Raw genomic sequence first — 15,950 nt, 5'->3', positions numbered from 1 at the left:
ACACTCAATGAAACGACTAGAAGGTAAAAGCGCGCTTGTCACCGGATCCGCCCGAGGCATCGGCCGTTCTTTTGCTCAGGCCTATGTTAATGAAGGGGCAACGGTAGCCATCGCTGACATTAACCTTGAGCGCGCCCGGGCCACGGCTGCCGAACTCGGACCAAACGCTTACGCTGTCGAGATGGACGTGACCGACCAAGCGTCTATCGATGATGCGATTGCAGCTGTGATTTCACAGACAGGCAAGTTGGATATTCTGATCAACAACGCCGCATTATTCGATCTCGCGCCCATAGTCGACATCACCCGCGACAGCTTCGAGCGTTTGTTTTCGATCAATGTTGCAGGAACACTGTTCACCCTTCAGGCGGCTGCTCGTCAGATGATCAGGCAGGGACATGGCGGCAAAATCATCAACATGGCCAGCCAGGCAGGTCGCAGAGGGGAGGCACTGGTGGGTGTGTATTGCGCGACGAAAGCGGCAGTGATCAGCCTTACACAATCAGCAGGTCTGGATCTGATCAAGCATGGGATCAATGTGAACGCCATCGCGCCAGGCGTGGTAGACGGCGAGCACTGGGATGGCGTCGATGCGATGTTCGCTCAATACGAGAATCGGCCATTGGGCGAAAAGAAAAGGCTCGTGGGTCAAGAGGTGCCTTTCGGACGGATGGGGACTGCTGATGACCTGACGGGAATGGCCATATTCCTCGCGTCGTCCGAGAGTGAATACGTGGTAGCTCAGACCTACAACGTCGACGGTGGAAACTGGATGAGTTGACGTCAAAACATCACCGACACTTGCAACGGTTACGCGCCCAACAAGATTAAAAAGCGGCCAACTCGACCCCCGTCTATGGCCGCTTTTGACGCCAGCCAGCGTCAAGCATCTGGCTAGTTACCGTCCGCCACTTTCCGTTCTATCTCAGCTATTTTCCGACTGAGCTCCTCAGCTTCCTGCTCCTTGGTTCGAGTTGAAGGGGGCGTATTGGTCTGATCGACACCTTTGGCGTCAGGGTCCCTGTCCTCAAGATCTCTTTCGGCGTTTGACGTTGCATTTGATTTGACGTCGTTGACACTGTTATCGCTGTTCATATCACTGACCTCCATTGACCTGACATTGGATTCAATGCAATGGCTTGAGTTCGAGATTTTTTGTCGGCGTCGATCAGCTAGGGCAATGAAACGTACCGGCGGTCAGACTCGCTGAATTTTCCCTCCGGGCGGTACTCCACCGTCCGAGGAGCAGTCGCTCCTTAACAGCGGTGTAATCCGCCGGGGGAACACGTAATGCCATCGGTCGAAGATTTCAGGATCCAGTCTCACGCTTTCCTGATCGAGCTGGACGCCGCAACGATGGGCATGATGACGCTGGTCTCTTCCAGATGTGTTTCAGGACCAGAATGGGAAGAGGCGACCAAACGGCATCACGATGCTTACGAGATCTGGAATGCCTTTCTTAATGTCTCTGCTTCAAGCACTGACGTAGTCGCTCCGTTAAATACTTCGGGCGCTGACTAAGGACGATTTTGGGGGTGACACTCCACGTCAGTTAACAGGGCGCTTCCACTCCTCGACGGCCGGGATCGGGGGGGGGCGATCGACAACGCCATACTGACGGCGCTTCTACCGGGTCTGGAAGAAAAATTGGCGTCATGAAATAGACGACTGGCGACACCCCATGTCGCTTGCAAAGTCGCTACCTTGATCTTTACTAGTCACTGAACGTGAGAACGTTCCTCATCAAATATGTCTTTTATATCAAGGTTTAAGCACGCCCCTTGAAGTTCCGCCTTGATCTTTTTCTGATCTACCCAAAAGAAAGCTCAAAGGATGACGAAGAAATGAAAGAGAACTTGGCGGCAGTTGTCAGGAAACTTATATCTCCTTCAATGCGGTATGAGATAAGAAACGCTTCAAACTGGTTGCGAGACATTCTTGGACGTGCGTGTTTCTGGCGCTGGGAGATTGCCAGGTTCAGAGTGCAGAACGAAAGTCCTTACGAAATCCTCTATATCGGAAGGAAAAAGAAGCGGGAGATGGCCAAGCTTCTCATAAGGGGAAAGTCCCAAGGTGATTCCCCTATGGTCGACAGCGAACCGGAATCTGGCGCGTCGAATCATGTGGTAGTGGTCAGTGAAATGCCGACCTCAGGGGCCTTGTCTGTACCCTTGTATCTGAGCGCCGTCGTACCGCTGGGGCGATCCATCGAGGAGATCACTACAAAATACGACAGCGAATTGCGTCGAAATATACGCAAGAACCGACCGCGCTACCGAATGGTCCAGACGCTGTTGGATGAAGACATTGAAAAGGCAGACAAGGAAATGCTTCGACCTTATGCCACGGCAAGGCAAGGCATCCACGCCGCGCAATTTGCCACGCAGGAGGTTTTCAGGATCGCCAGGACTGTCGGTCGGCTCGACCTGATCATGCTGGAGGACGAGGTTGTTGCATGCCACCTTGGCTGCGTAATAACCCGGGGCGGAAAACGCTACTGGAGCACGCTACGTTTCGGATATACCGAGGCGATTTTTTCAGATGCCAAAAGACTGCGTGAAGTGAACTCGATTACCACCTTCATGGCACTTGAATGGGCGATAGACAATGGCTTCGATTATTACGACATCGGTCTTTGCCTGGCACGGCCAGATGACGGACTTCTGAAATGGAAAAGAAGGCGCGGCGGTGATATTGATTCCCTGGGAAATCACGCTTATATGTTTGTCCGGCTGCCCAAGACAGGGACAGCCAAATTCCTCTGGGACACGCCGCTGTTCGCTGTCGAAGGAAAGGAATTGACCCTTCACCTTGGCTTGCCGGACGGACCAAGCGATGAGGAGGTCGCCAGCCGTTATCATGAAATGGTATTTGGCGGGCTGCACAAAATTTATCTTTATTGCGCCAAGAGCTCGGGCGAACAGTTTCTCGAAACCTTGCGTAGTCGCTACGCCAGTTTGCAGACCCCACCCATTATGAAAAGGATTGCATCCAGCTGAGCAATTTCCACGACTGAAATAAACAGAGCGCTTCGCGTCTGGCTATTGACCCTGTCCCGCAGGGAGGACTCTTCATGGAAAGCGATGTCTCGCAAATAAGCACTTCGACCACTGGCAGTCGGAAAAAATGGACCCTTGCCGCCTACAGGTATATGGCAAGAAAAAGACTCGCACGAAAGGCGGAGATCAACTTGAAAAGCCTGGCGGTGAAAAGCTGGGATGTTGCTCCGGGTGGGATATCGCATTCTCCGCCGGCTTTCTTCCTGCCCAATCAAATGGACCGTGTGACAGGATGGGAGGCGAAGCGCTTTTATCCTTTCGAGCATCCCGCTCGCACAATGGAAGGGCTGGGCGACGTAGTACAAGGCCCGACACGTGGCTACCTGCTCAAGGATGTCTGGCTGATCGATGGAGCGCTCTACAAGAACAAGGCAAGTCACTGGTTGTCTCTCAAGCCTGGTTTGTTTCCGCGAATTCTCGTGGAAAACGAGATCGAGCGCGGTGCCGCCTACTGCACGCAAAATGGGAATACATGGTTTGGTACATGGTTGATGGAAGACTGCCCGACCTATTCATTGGCGTGCGACGAAGGCGTCCCGGTAACCACAGCGCCATCCGCCAGGTTTCCTCTATTTACCCAGGCCCCCGCCTATGAGGACTGGTTTGATATGAAGCCGCTTCGCTTGCACAGTGCGTTTTTTCGTGAGCTCGTGCTGTTCGACGATGTGAGCAACAATCAAAGCAGGCATTTACGTTTCCGTGCCATGGGTGAAAAGCTACTGTCGCACGTGAGCTATGACACTCACCCTGGCGTGTTCATTCTCCGGGGTGGCGACGGTGACTTGCGTTTTTTGCGCAATGAAATGGAGCTCGCTGAACATCTGCGCAAGAGCAGAGGGTTTCGCATAGTCGATCCTTTGAAAACCGATGTCCCGACCATAGTGGCGACGTGTGCCGGGGCGCGAACCGTGGTGGGGGTCGAAGGGAGCCAGCTTGTCCATGGTGTCAATGTACTGCCGCAGGGTGGTTCGTTGCTGGTACTGCAGCCACCGAACCGTTTCGTCAGCTACTTCAAGTACCTGACGGATCGCGACAACCAGAATTTTGGCTTTGTGGTCGGAACGCCAGAGGGCGATGGCTTCAAAATCGACATTCAAGAGGTTGAGCGCACACTGGACTTGCTCCCATCCTGATGGGTGATGGCGCCTCCCCCTGATGGGGCAGGTCGATGAACTCACGAGTCACAAGCAGCAATCCATGGGTTTTCGCTGGGTGGTAACGCACCGTTGTCAATTCAGTAGCAGGCAGGCGAATCATTACGTGCGAGGGAAGAACTAAAAAAAGGCGCCTTTTACAGCGTGAACCGGGCGCCCAAAACAGAAGAAATTCCCGCTCACTTGTTGCTTGATTGTTCTCTGATCTGAGTCAGGCTAAGTCGAGGGGTCAATGCTTCAGGGTCGACTCTGACCTCAATCAACGATGGCCGGGACATTTCAAGGCAGCGTTCAAACGCTGGCGCAAAGTCGGACGTGGCTGTTACCACCTCGCCATGCAGTCCATAGGCTTGGGCCAGTGCGGCGAAATCCGGGTTGCGCAATTCAGTGCCTGACACGCGTCCAGGGTAATTGCGTTCCTGGTGCATTCTGATGGTTCCGTACATTCCGTTGTTGATCACAACGAAAATCACATTGGCCCCATATTGCGCGGCCGTCGCTATCTCCTGACCGTTCATCAAGAAGCAGCCATCTCCTGAAAACGAAACCACCACTCGGTCCGGGTAAGTCAGTTTGGCGGCCACAGCAGCAGGAACGCCGTAGCCCATGGAGCCATTGGTAGGGCCTAACTGGGTGCGGTATTGGCGGAACTGATAGAAACGTTGAAGCCAGACGGCATAGTTTCCAGCGCCATTGGTCAGGATCGCGTCATCCGGAAGTCTGCGATTCAACCACTCAAAGATCTCGGCCATCTGGACGTCGCCTGGGGAGGGCGAGTGTTGCAGATTTTCGCGGTAGTTTTTGTTGAGGGTGCGTGTCCATTCACTCTTTATTTGGCTGGTCACCGCTGGAAGCTTTGCGGCTGATTTGGCAAAGGTCGACATGCTGCTGTTGATCGCTAACGCAGGTTGGTAAACCCGCCCCAGTTCCTCGATGCCTTGGTGAATATGGATCAAGGTTTGCTGCGGTACCGGGATGTCCAAGGCAGCATATCCGCCCGTTGAAACCTCACCCATTCTGGAGCCCACGACCAGCAGCAGATCGGCGTTTTTTACCGCTGAGGACAGTTGCGCTGATGCGGCGAAACCAAGATCGCCGACATAGTTCGGGTGTCGATTGTCGAACAGGTCCTGGCAGCGAAAGGAGGCGGCAACCGGGATGTTTTGCTGTTCAGCAAAAAGCCGGATGTCGTGCACTGACGCGGTGTCCCAACCGCTGCCACCCAGCACCATCAATGGACACTCTGATCGCTCAAGCAGTTGCTGCATGGCGGCCATTTGCTCGGCTGCCGGGGTCATCAATACGCGTTTGAAAGGCCCGGCATCACTGACTTCCGCCATTTCAGTCAGGATGTCTTCCGGCAGTGCGACCACTACAGGCCCTGGCCTTCCATTGACCGCTCGGTGGAACGCCTGGCTGATCAGTTCGGGAATTCTGCGGGTGTCGTCTATTTGCACGACCCATTTCGCCAAGGGGCCAAACATCTGGCGAAAATCAACTTCCTGAAAGGCTTCGCGATACTGCTGATCGCGAGCGACCTGACCAATGAACAGAATCATCGGTGATGAATCCTGGAACGCAGTGTGAACGCCAACCGAGGCGTTCGTTGCACCCGGGCCTCGAGTCACGAAGCAGATGCCTGGCTCTCCAGTGAGCTTGCCGTAGGCTTCTGCCATATAGGCCGCTCCACCTTCCTGGCGGCACACCACCAGATCGATTTCTTCTTGCACGTCATGCAATGCATCGAGAACCGCGAGGTAGCTTTCTCCAGGAACACAAAAAGCTCTTTTGACGCCATGGATGCGCAAGGCATCCACCAATATCTGACCTCCGCTACGACGAGAAATGGTTTTATTCATTGTTATCTCCTGAGTCGAATGGTGCGGTGTGAAAGGGTGAATCGCGCTCTTTCTGGCAGGTACTGACTCGATCAATTGGAAGAACAACGGCTAACGTCTGCGCCACGAATTCTGAGCATCATCAAGTAGGGGTACAAACGATGATTGCTCAGCACTTCATTCCCTCAGCTATTGAAGTCGGACTTCAAGTCGCCCAGCGACTTTTTAGGCTGTCGCGTGCTTCAGGCGTGACTACAAATCGTAAAATTGCATTTTCACACGACTACCGACTAATATACGTTCCATATGCATTTCATATTGGATTTGACAGTGGGTATCGTAAAAATTTCAGAAGCCATGCACGAGAATCTGCGCGTCGCCAGCGATGCGTTGAGTCGCTCGATCAACGCCCAAGCCGAGCACTGGATGCGCATCGGGATGCTTGTGGAGTTACATCCCAACCTGGACCACAGCGACATCTGCCGCTTGCTGATTCGTGCCGAACTGGCTGGTGGCCTCGATGTAAAACAGCTGTGCGAACTCGCCGATTTTTCTCAAAGCGCGCAGGTTGATGCAGCATCAGGAGCCAAGCAATGAAGGCCAATGTCACGCTCAATACGCCGGCAGAAATAGCCATGTCTCGTGCTGCGGGCACGCTGGCCGCCGAGGTGCTGGCCATGATTGCTCCGCATGTCAAAGCGGGGGTCACCACCGACGAACTTGATCAGCTCTGTCACGACTACATTGTCAACGTGCAGAAAGCGATTCCGGGCAATGTCGGCTATCACGGTTTCCCGAAAACCGTGTGTACATCGGTCAACCAGGTGGTCTGCCATGGCATTCCTTCGGCCACGCCACTAAAGGATGGCGACATCGTCAATATTGACATTGCCGTTATCAAGGAGGGTTGGTACGGCGACACCAGCCGCATGTACTTCGTGGGTGAGCCCGGCCCGGATGCCCGACGCCTGGCAAAGACGACCTATGAAGCGATGTGTGCCGGTATTCGCGTCGTCCGCCCCGGCGCTACCCTGGGTGACATTGGCCATGCCATTCAGACGGTGGCCGAAAGAGACGGGTGCAGCGTCGTGCGCGAATACTGCGGTCACGGCATCGGCAAGATTTATCACGATGAGCCGCAGATCCTTCACTACGGCTACCCAGGCCAGGGCCTGAAACTGAAAACCGGCATGATCTTCACCATTGAACCCATGTTGAACGCTGGCAAACGCCATGTGAAAACGCTGGCTGATGGCTGGACCGTGGTCACCAAGGACCACTCACTCTCGGCTCAGTGGGAGCATATGGTCGCAGTCACTGATGACGGCTACGAGGTTCTGACCCGTTGGCCCGATAGTGTCGATGGGTATCCCGCCATCGTATAGGCGCAACTTGCGAGTGACGCAAAGCTACGTCACGGCTTTCAGCTGGCCTGATCAATCGCAAAATGGCGCTAGTGGTTTTGAAACTTCTACAGTTAGCATTGAGGTTTATCAACGCACCCAACGACAGGTTGGGTTACGTAACCGAGTAGGTCGAACATTGATCGAGCGACGCCAATTTAGCGGAGGCATGAAGGGGAAAAATCTCCGCTATCTGAATGAGAACCCCAACGAGAAAACTCAAATGGTTCGGGCAGGATTTCTGTTGCTTGAGCATTTCTCGCTGCCCGCATTCACGCAAGCACTGGATACGATTGTCACCGCGAATCTTCTACGACCCGGGTTGTTCTCTTCCCGAACGTTCGGCTTGACCGATGAGGAAGTCATCAGTGACCTGGGCCTGGTCATTCGGCCAGATGCCCGTTTCGATGGCTCAAAGATCCAGGACCTGGACCTTCTGGTCATTTGTGGCGGTTACAGGACAGAACTCAAAGCGACGGATGAACTCATCTCCCTATTGAGGGCTGCATCGGACCAAGGTGTCAGTCTGGCCGGGTTGTGGAACGGCGCATGGTTCCTGGGAAGGGCAGGCTTGCTTGACGGATATCGTTGCGCGATTCATCCCGAACATCGACCCGCACTCGCGGAAATCTCCAAGGCGACGCATGTCACCAGTGAGCCCTACGTCATCGATCGAGACCGGCTCACGGCTTCCAGTCCCTCGGGGGCATTCCACATGGCGCTGGACTGGATCAAAGGACTGCACGACAAAGCCCTCGTCGAGGGTATCGAGGACATCCTGGCTTTCGAGGAATCGCGTTATCGGCGGATAAAACCGACTGAGAATGTCTGCGTGAGTGCGCCATTACGCGAGGTGGTGAAGCTGATGGATGCCAACCTCGAAGAGCCTCTGGAGTTGGAACAGTTGGCGGTTTACGCCGGCCGTTCGCGTCGACAACTCGAGCGATTGTTCAAGGAGCAACTGGGCACAACGCCGCAACGGTATTACATGGAGTTGCGAATTACCGAAGCGCGTCGACTGCTCCAGCACACGGAGCTGTCCCAGGTGGACGTGTTGGTTGCGTGTGGCTTTGTATCGCCCAGCCACTTCAGCAAGTGCTATAGCTCGTACTTCGGATACAGGCCTTCCAAGGAAACGCGACTCGTCAAATAGATGCCCGGTACGTATATCGCAAACCAATCAGGTGCCGCTTTTCGCCATTCAGGATCGCCGCCTGTTGTTCCAGATCCAAAGCCTGATACTTCCAGAGCGTTGACGATCCTTCTCGGCAATAGGTGAACGTTTTCGGGTATGAAGCGGCAATAATACAAGCGTCGTTGATGCCCCGTTTTTTCAGCGTTTCAGTAGCTGACCTCAACACCCTGTTCAGGTCCTGCATAAATTCCATGATCGTCACCAGGCTTGCGGTCTGCATCAGCAGCAGCGGTCGTCTACTAAGCATCAGGCATAAACACTCGAAATTCCGCAAAGATGGCCAGGTACTGCAAAAGATGCCAAGGCAAGGCCTGGGCCAATAGCCAAGTATTTCGACGGGACCGATAACTCGGGGGCCGCCCGCGGAGCTTTCGCGCGTCGCCTCGTCTTGGGTGACATCGTTCGACCATCACGCCGTCTTCGACGCAATAACTCGTCTGCGTTCTTGCAGACGAGGAAATCCCTGCTTAACTCTGAACACATGGTCAGTCAGTGACTAATCGGTCACGGTAACCATCCGAGCACCCTCGCGCCGTTGTTGCTTGTCCGTGTTGCCAGATTAAGCCCGAGGAGGCCTATGCGTTGACGCTTGAAAATCACCCTGAGTTATTAATGTATTGGCCTGGCACTTCGCTGTCAGGTCCACGTGTTCTGCTGTCTGCGATAGGGCCCTGTGGGAATCCCTCACGCTGTGCGCTTAGTCCAATGGGTTCAAGGAAGTAAATGTCATGATGCCGAAAACCGCCATCGTCGAGATCTGCGGGAAGTACAAGGTTTATACCGAGCACTATCTCAACACTGCCGCTGACAAGACAATCATTCTGGTCAACGGCTCACTGGCAACGACCGCATCTTTTGCCCAAACGGTGCGTTACCTGCAGCCACGATTCAATGTGGTTCTCTACGACCAGCCCTACGCCGGTCAGTCGAAGCAACACAACCTCCACGGCCAACCGATCCGAAAGGAAGACGAGGCCGCGATACTGCTGGATTTAATCGAACACTTTGGTGCGCACCACGTGCTGTCCTTTTCCTGGGGCGGTGCGGCTACCTTGCTGGCGCTTGCCCAGCGGCCGCGACGAATCGAGAAGGCGGTGATCAATTCATTCGCAGCGCGAATCAATACGCCGATGCGCGATTACCTGGAGAGCGGCCTGAACCATCTCCAGGCTTGCGACCGCCTCAATGTCGGTCGCTTGATCAACAGCACAATAGGCAAGCACCTGCCATCGCTGTTCAGACGCTTTAATGACCGCCATGTCAGCAGCCTGGACGAACACGAGTACAGGCAGATGCATTTCCACGTCAATGAGGTGCTGACCCAAGACACCCATTGCTATGTCGCCTGTGCCGCTGCCATCGAAATACCGCTGCTGTTTGTCAACGGCGAATGGGATGAGTACACCTCGGTCGAAGATGCCCGGCTGTTCGCCGATCATGCGACTCAGTCCCGGTTCCATACAATCAAGAACGCCGGGCACTTCCTCGATATGGAACATCCGGCGGCCTGGCATGACACCCGGCAGGCCTTGCTCGGTTTTCTGGACCCAGCTTCCGGGAGGCAGGGCCGTGTTGCCTCAGATATCCAGGTCAATCACGTATGAGCCATTAAAATCCGGATTTTCATTAATGCCATTTTTTGCATAGCCCCGGGCGTTGCAAATGACGCGAGTTTTGCCCACCTGGTAGTCAAAGCTCCCATGGGTATGGCCATGCAGCCAAAGTGCCGGCTGCCATAGCTTGATCCGGTCTTCGAGGTCTGAAACAAAACTCGCGTTAATCGGCGAATTCTCAAACAGCGGGCTTATGCTCAACCGTGTCGGTGCAAAATGGGAAACCACTACCGTGGGAGTGGTTCTGTCGCGGGTGAAGCAGTCTTCCAGCCAGGCGACGGTCTGTAAAAAAATCAGTTGGGAAACTGCCGGGCTGAACAGATCTGGAAAATCTGGCGAGATTTTTATGTGGGTGAAGTCCCGCATGAGCTTCGTAGCCAGATCAATACCCTGTGCCCGATCCTCTGCAGAATCGAAAAGTCGATAGTCAGACCACAGGGTGCAACCCAAAAACCGCACGCCGTTGTGGAGATACTCCGAACGTTCCAATACGTGGATCTGTGTACCTTCCGACAACCTGTTCAGGTGCTGGTAGGTAGCGATCAAGTCGCTGCCATAAAACTCGTGATTCCCTGCCACGTACACGATCGGAACAGGGCACGATTTGGCCCACTCAATGGCCGTAGCCGGTCGGGAGATGTCTCCCGCGAGGACGACAATATCGGCGTCCACATCGGGAAAAGGTAACGCGTTGACGGACAAGTGGATGTCTGACAGCAAGGCGATGCGCATCGATCGACTCCTACCTGTTTTGAATGGCAGCCCATTCTACTGACAAGTTGATAACCTCCTGCCACACCTTATTTTCGTTGCAGCCAGAGTTGCTGGCGTTCCAGCACCGATTGAACCGTCTCTCCCACCAGTTCGCTGTAAACGGCAGGAGCGGTGGCGCCTTCGGTGTTGATGAGCAGAATCCGTGAGCACTCATCAATGCCCACTTCAGCGGCCAGGTGGGGCGACTTGAGCAACTGGATCAACCCCGCGAGCCCGGCCACCGCCGATTCACCGGCCACCAGCGGAACGTCCCGATCACTGCCCCGCGCCAGCATGCGCATGGCGTTGACGGCATCCTCGTCTTCAATCGTCATGAAATGGTCGAATCGTCAGGGGTAGCGAGTCGAATCTGGTTATTCATTTGAAGACCCCAATCCTTGTGTCCTTACCGAAATCCGTTAGCTCGATCTTGAGCGACTATTTGAGCTGCGCACCACGCTCCTCTAACAACTCTCGCAATACCGACCGATGGCAATGCGCTTCATCTTCGCAATAACAGCCAATGGCCAGTGACGTTTGATGGGACAACGCCGCCAACAAATCGAGCAATTGGCTGGGCGCCGGGTGGTTCATTTCAGTCTTGAACTTGCGCTTGAAGGCTTCCCACGCCTTGGCGTCTTCCGCGGCTTTGGCTTCTGCGACCAACTCTGCACTGGGAGACAACAGCGGCTGCCACACATCATAAAAATCCCGACTGGCAAACTCGGCTTTCGGCACACCACGCGGCGGGCGACGTACCGTGCCCAGGCGCAGGCCTTCATTGGCAGCACGCGGTGAACCGAGGCGCACGATATGGATGGGCATGGTCGAAGTGTTCCCCTCAAGCCTGTATGGCCTACTTCTGCAGTGCGCGGGAGAAGTCGGCCACGCTCTACAGTCCTTTACCCCCGCGAGTTGTCGAACCACTCCAGCGCCGTGCGCCAGATGCAGATCCCCAGGAAGTAAGCCGACATCAGCAGCCAAAGCCCCATCACCAGCGGGTTGATCACCGGATGGTTGACCACCAGCGACAAGCTGCACAGCAGCCAGATGGCCGTCACCGCGATATTGATCGGCATGAACTTGCGCACGCGGAACGGGTGGAGGAACTTCATCCGGGTCACGGTCAACAGCGCCAGGCCGATGATGGTGAGAAAAGTGATCCACGGCGACGGGGCGATGATGTACAGGCACAGGGCGACCACGTTCCAGGCGGCGGGGAAGCCCTGGAAGTAGTTGTCCTTGCTCTTCATGTTGACGTTGCAGAAGCAAAACAGCGACGAGACCAGAATCAGCGACACGGACAGCAGCAGCGTGTAGTCCGGCAAGGGGATGTAACGATAAATGAACAGCGCGGGGATAAACACGTACGTCAGGTAGTCGATGACCAGATCGAGGATCGAGCCATCGAAACTTGGCAGTACCGACTGGACATTGACCTTGCGTGCCAACGCACCATCCAGCCCATCGACGATCAGGGCGACGCCCAGCCACAGCAGGCAGTTTGTGGCCTGGTTTTCCAGCAGGGCGAGGGTCGCGAGGAAGGCAGTGACCACGCCGGTGGCGGTAAAACCATGGGCACCCCATGCTTTGAGCCTGGCGATGTGTAGGGTCGATATCACGGGGGCGTTCTCCAGAAAGTGAAGCAAGCCTGTTATCACCCCTTCAATTGGGGGTGTCGGCAAACCAAGTCAGGTTGCATGTATCGACCGGATATCCGGGGATAAGGTTCACCATCTGTAAATCTTAGCTGGGCCGCAAAAAAATACCGCGGATAAATCCGGGGGTATTAAATGAAACATCGGCGCAGGGCGATACGCTTTACTCAAGCGCAGTGATCGACGGATTGATCGGGTTCAGACAGGCTCATTCACAGCGCCTTGCTCATGAACAGGAAACTGAGGGCATAGAGCACCGCCGAGCGGCAACCGCGACGACAGCCTTCGTCCTCGTACGCTTGGCGGTCCATGTGTTCGTTGATCCGATGGTCATCGGGTTAGCGAGGGTAGAACACTTGCAGCCGATGGTCATCAGGGTCAAGGGCGATAAGGGGTTCACGTCAGCCAAACGGTGGTGGCGCATTTGCCGGCGAGGACTATCGTTGCCTGACTGGATCACTCCAACCGATGAGGACATCGTCATGAACACCAGCGATTTGCTCGAAAAGTTACTAAGGGCCGGCCAAGGCTCAATGTCGCAACAGGGTGGCGGTGGTGCGTCGGCCCAAGGCGGCCTCGGCGGTCTCGGCGGATTGCTCGGTGGCCTGTTGGGCGGTGGTGCCGGTTCAAGCGCCGGGGGCGGTGGCCTGGGTGGTTTGCTCGGTGGTCTGCAGGGCGGTGGCTCAACCATGGGCGGTTCGCCCCAGACCCGTTCGGGTGGCGGCACCAACTACGCGGCACTGGCTTCGCTCGGAATGATGGCATTCCAGGCCTATCAAGCCTGGCAACGGAGCCAGGCCTCGGCGCCGCAACAGGCACCGCGCACTGTCGACCTGTTGTCCGGCCCGGAAGTCGAGGACCACAGCCATGCGATCCTTCGTGCATTGATTGCGGCGGCGAAGGCCGATGGCCGGATTGATGACGCCGAGAAGCAGATGATCAGCACCGAAATCGGCCGCCACACGGATGACCCAGAGCTCCAGCAATGGCTGGATGACGAAGTCGCACGGCCCCTGGACGCCGCCGATGTGGCGCAGTCGGCCACGGATTCCGGAATGGCGGCGGAGATGTACATGGCCAGTGTGATGCTGGTGGACGATCAGCAAGACGCCGAACGTAGCTATCTGGATGAACTGGCTGCGGCGCTGAACATCGATCCGGAGCTGCAAGTGCATCTGGAACAACAGGCCAAAGGTGGCATGGCCTGATGATCGTTCCATGCAAAAACAGCCTGGCCTCTACCGGGTTTCAGGCGTTTTTCGGCACCAGAAACGTAACGCCGAAGCTCTCGGCGATTGCCAGTATCCGCGGCAAATCCTGCGGCACTTTGAGCTGATCCACCGCGGCAAAGAACTGACCACCGAGCGGATCAGACACCACACCGATCATCTTCGCCGTCGCGCTGATGTTCTTGTAGGCATGAACAGTCCCACCAGGAATATGCACATATCCCCCAGGCGAAACGGTGGTGGATTTGCCCGCAACCGTCACTTCCACCTGCCCGTCAATGACGTAGAACGCTTCGTCCCAAGGATGAAAGTGCGGGGGTGGCCCGCCGCCTTGCACGCCTTCCTGGATATGCATTTCAAAAGGTTTGCTCAGATCCCCGCCCGCGAGAATGGTGATGGCCTCACCCACGACATTGACCGTGTCGGGGGTTTTTTCGGGCTCGATGACATGAACCGTTCGCATGATTGCTCTCCGGAGGGTGTGTCCACACTCGCTGAGTATATTCACTTGATCTGGCGCCAGGTGCCGCGCCACTTGCCCGTCTGTCCGGGGGATTTCAACGCCGATGGAATTTTCTTCCGGGGGTGTCGCTCTGCTGATGTAGAGACGTGCTGATACAGCGTCCTGCCACTGGCCTCAGACCGAGAGAAGACCCCATGACTGCCCTGACACGACTTGAATCCCCGCCGGCTCACGAACGCGCGATCCTGACCGTCGGCAGCATAAAACCTATCTACGAACAGTTATTGCTGAGCGACGATATCGAACACCAGCGCGCACTCGGCAAAACCTTCCTCAAGGCTCAACTTGCGCAAGCAACGGACCTGCATGAGGACATGCCGCGAGACCTGTCGGCACTGCCAACCTTTGTCGAACAGCACTGCACCGACGTGGCACGCCAATACGCCGACTACCTGCAACAGCGCAAGGACGGCGGGCCACGGCAGTTCTTCACTAACAAGGCGCACGCGTTGTTTTTCCTGCAAGCCGTTGCCCCGACCAAACTGGTGGACGGCGCGTGGCTGTATGGGCTGCTGCGGCACTGGCATGACCCGCGTTTCGAAGGGCTGATTTGCACCTATCTGGAAGAATTGGGCGACGGCAATCCGGCGCAAAATCATGTGGTGATTTACCGCAAGCTACTCGCCGAACATGGCTTGCTGGACAACACGTTCATCCCGGACCAGCGTTACCTGCAAGGCGCGGTGCAATTGGCGCTGGGTTATTGCAGCGACGATTTTTTGCCGGAAGTGATCGGCTACAACCTCGGTTATGAACAACTGCCGCTGCACTTGCTGATCAGCGCCTATGAACTCAGCGAGCTGGGCATCGATCCGTATTACTTCACCCTGCACGTGACCATCGACAATGCCAGCACCGGCCACGCGCAAAAGGCCGTGCAATCGGTGCTGCAATTGTTGCCGGTGGAAGGCGACCGTGAAGACTTTCTGCGCAGGGTTGCGTTGGGTTATCGGCTCAACGATCTGGGGCAGGGCAGTCGCGCGATCATCGAGTCGTTCGCCCTGTACGGCGAGTTGCTGAACATGCTTGAACGCAAGCGCCCGTTTGGTCAGCACATGCATTCCGACTACTGCCGGTTTGAAGGCAAGACCGTCAATCAATGGCTGTCGTCGCCGGAGCAGTTGCCAGGCTTCCTCAGCGCCCTGGAAAACAAGGGCTGGATCAAGCGTCACCAGGACCCGCAAGCCAGCCGTTTCTGGCAATTGGTCGATGGCGACGGCGCGGCCATGTTCGGGGTGTTCAGCCCCTACGAAAAACAACTGCTGCACGACTGGATTGCCGGGGACTGGCGACCTGTGCGAGCGCCGGCCGCGGTTCGACGCGGTAGCAGTGCCGCGACCGAACCGCCAGTGTCCGTCAATGACCCGGATGTCCAAAGCCTGCACGCTACACTTAAAGGGCTTGCCGCCGACGAGCAAATGCAGGTCTTGATTCCGTGGTTGTCCGCCCATCGGCACGCCCACCCCGCTGGCCTGATGGCCACGCGACGGTTCATCGAACTCAAATCCGGTTTTCGATAGGGAGC

At 55.8% G+C, this 15,950-nt stretch carries 17 protein-coding genes and 1 pseudogene; 10 read left to right on the top strand and 8 right to left on the bottom strand.

All coding sequences use genetic code 11. The features are described 5' to 3' along the window. The first annotated feature begins 7 nt into the window (after positions 1-7). Positions 8-781, top strand: a complete 774-nt coding sequence (locus QFX16_RS17765) for an L-iditol 2-dehydrogenase (RefSeq protein ID WP_134104233.1) — start codon at positions 8-10, stop codon at positions 779-781. 113 nt (positions 782-894) lie between these two features. On the opposite strand, the gene QFX16_RS17760 is transcribed toward QFX16_RS17765, so the two are convergent. Next, the gene (locus QFX16_RS17760) at positions 895-1,095 is read right to left on the bottom strand and encodes a hypothetical protein (RefSeq protein WP_283180723.1); all 201 of its coding nucleotides are present in this window, start codon (positions 1,093-1,095) and stop codon (positions 895-897) included. A gap of 195 nt (positions 1,096-1,290) precedes the next feature. On the opposite strand from QFX16_RS17760, the gene QFX16_RS17755 reads away from it, so the two are divergent. The 3 genes from QFX16_RS17755 to QFX16_RS17745 all read left to right on the top strand — a co-directional run bounded on the left by QFX16_RS17755 (position 1,291) and on the right by QFX16_RS17745 (position 4,192). After that, the gene (locus QFX16_RS17755; RefSeq protein ID WP_283180722.1) at positions 1,291-1,521 is read left to right on the top strand and encodes a hypothetical protein; all 231 of its coding nucleotides are present in this window, start codon (positions 1,291-1,293) and stop codon (positions 1,519-1,521) included. 323 nt (positions 1,522-1,844) lie between these two features. After that, positions 1,845-2,999, top strand: a complete 1,155-nt coding sequence (locus tag QFX16_RS17750) for a GNAT family N-acetyltransferase (protein ID WP_283184596.1) — start codon at positions 1,845-1,847, stop codon at positions 2,997-2,999. A 74-nt stretch (positions 3,000-3,073) separates the two neighbouring features. Then, positions 3,074-4,192, top strand: a complete 1,119-nt coding sequence (locus tag QFX16_RS17745; RefSeq protein WP_283180721.1) for a glycosyltransferase 61 family protein — start codon at positions 3,074-3,076, stop codon at positions 4,190-4,192. 200 nt (positions 4,193-4,392) lie between these two features. Here the strand turns inward: QFX16_RS17745 and QFX16_RS17740 are convergent, their stop codons facing one another. Then, entirely contained in the window at positions 4,393-6,072 is a 1,680-nt protein-coding gene (locus QFX16_RS17740; RefSeq protein WP_283180720.1) for a thiamine pyrophosphate-binding protein, read from the bottom strand. Positions 6,073-6,381: 309 nt separating this feature from the next. Between QFX16_RS17740 and QFX16_RS17735 the strand changes: the two genes are divergently transcribed. From QFX16_RS17735 to souR, 3 genes are all read left to right on the top strand, one after another. After that, positions 6,382-6,648, top strand: a complete 267-nt coding sequence (locus QFX16_RS17735) for a ParD-like family protein (protein ID WP_283184595.1) — start codon at positions 6,382-6,384, stop codon at positions 6,646-6,648. Continuing rightward, positions 6,645-7,436, top strand: a complete 792-nt coding sequence (gene map / locus QFX16_RS17730) for a type I methionyl aminopeptidase (protein WP_283180719.1) — start codon at positions 6,645-6,647, stop codon at positions 7,434-7,436. Before QFX16_RS17735 ends, map begins: the two co-directional genes overlap by 4 nt. Positions 7,437-7,593: 157 nt before the next feature. Then, positions 7,594-8,607, top strand: a complete 1,014-nt coding sequence (souR, locus tag QFX16_RS17725; RefSeq protein ID WP_283180718.1) for a GlxA family transcriptional regulator — start codon at positions 7,594-7,596, stop codon at positions 8,605-8,607. Here souR and QFX16_RS17720 read toward each other — a convergent pair. Continuing rightward, entirely contained in the window at positions 8,600-8,869 is a 270-nt protein-coding gene (locus tag QFX16_RS17720) for a hypothetical protein (protein WP_439900089.1), read from the bottom strand. The genes souR and QFX16_RS17720 overlap by 8 nt on opposite strands. 508 nt (positions 8,870-9,377) lie before the next feature. On the opposite strand from QFX16_RS17720, the gene QFX16_RS17715 reads away from it, so the two are divergent. Further along, on the top strand, positions 9,378-10,253 hold the full coding sequence (locus QFX16_RS17715; protein ID WP_283180717.1) for an alpha/beta fold hydrolase: 876 nt from the start codon (positions 9,378-9,380) through the stop codon (positions 10,251-10,253). Here QFX16_RS17715 and QFX16_RS17710 read toward each other — a convergent pair. The 4 genes and pseudogenes from QFX16_RS17710 to pcsA form a co-directional block, all read right to left on the bottom strand. After that, on the bottom strand, positions 10,227-10,994 hold the full coding sequence (locus tag QFX16_RS17710; protein WP_283180716.1) for a metallophosphoesterase: 768 nt from the start codon (positions 10,992-10,994) through the stop codon (positions 10,227-10,229). The genes QFX16_RS17715 and QFX16_RS17710 overlap by 27 nt on opposite strands. Before the next feature lie 68 nt (positions 10,995-11,062). Beyond that, positions 11,063-11,359: pseudogene (locus tag QFX16_RS17705) on the bottom strand (diaminopropionate ammonia-lyase); the annotation flags it as partial. Between the two features lie 94 nt (positions 11,360-11,453). Beyond that, the gene (locus QFX16_RS17700) at positions 11,454-11,840 is read right to left on the bottom strand and encodes a DUF488 domain-containing protein (protein ID WP_283180715.1); all 387 of its coding nucleotides are present in this window, start codon (positions 11,838-11,840) and stop codon (positions 11,454-11,456) included. Between the two features lie 77 nt (positions 11,841-11,917). After that, a complete protein-coding gene (pcsA, locus tag QFX16_RS17695; protein ID WP_283180714.1) occupies positions 11,918-12,637 on the bottom strand; it encodes a phosphatidylcholine synthase in 720 nt (239 codons plus the stop codon). 518 nt (positions 12,638-13,155) lie between these two features. Between pcsA and QFX16_RS17690 the strand changes: the two genes are divergently transcribed. Next, positions 13,156-13,881, top strand: coding sequence for a tellurite resistance TerB family protein (locus QFX16_RS17690; protein WP_283180713.1), 726 nt, complete (start codon positions 13,156-13,158; stop codon positions 13,879-13,881). Positions 13,882-13,921: 40 nt separating this feature from the next. On the opposite strand, the gene QFX16_RS17685 is transcribed toward QFX16_RS17690, so the two are convergent. After that, positions 13,922-14,365: a cupin domain-containing protein gene (locus QFX16_RS17685; protein WP_283180712.1), complete on the bottom strand. Its 444-nt coding sequence runs from the start codon at positions 14,363-14,365 to the stop codon at positions 13,922-13,924. A 194-nt stretch (positions 14,366-14,559) separates the two neighbouring features. Between QFX16_RS17685 and QFX16_RS17680 the strand changes: the two genes are divergently transcribed. Continuing rightward, positions 14,560-15,945 (top strand): iron-containing redox enzyme family protein, encoded by a 1,386-nt coding sequence (locus QFX16_RS17680; protein WP_283180711.1) that lies wholly within the window; start codon positions 14,560-14,562, stop codon positions 15,943-15,945. Positions 15,946-15,950: the final 5 nt, after the last annotated feature.

Source organism: Pseudomonas svalbardensis, from assembly GCF_030053115.1.
In the GTDB taxonomy this organism is placed as follows: Bacteria; Pseudomonadota; Gammaproteobacteria; order Pseudomonadales; family Pseudomonadaceae; genus Aquipseudomonas; species Aquipseudomonas svalbardensis.
This window is presented reverse-complemented; position numbering and strand designations above follow the sequence as displayed.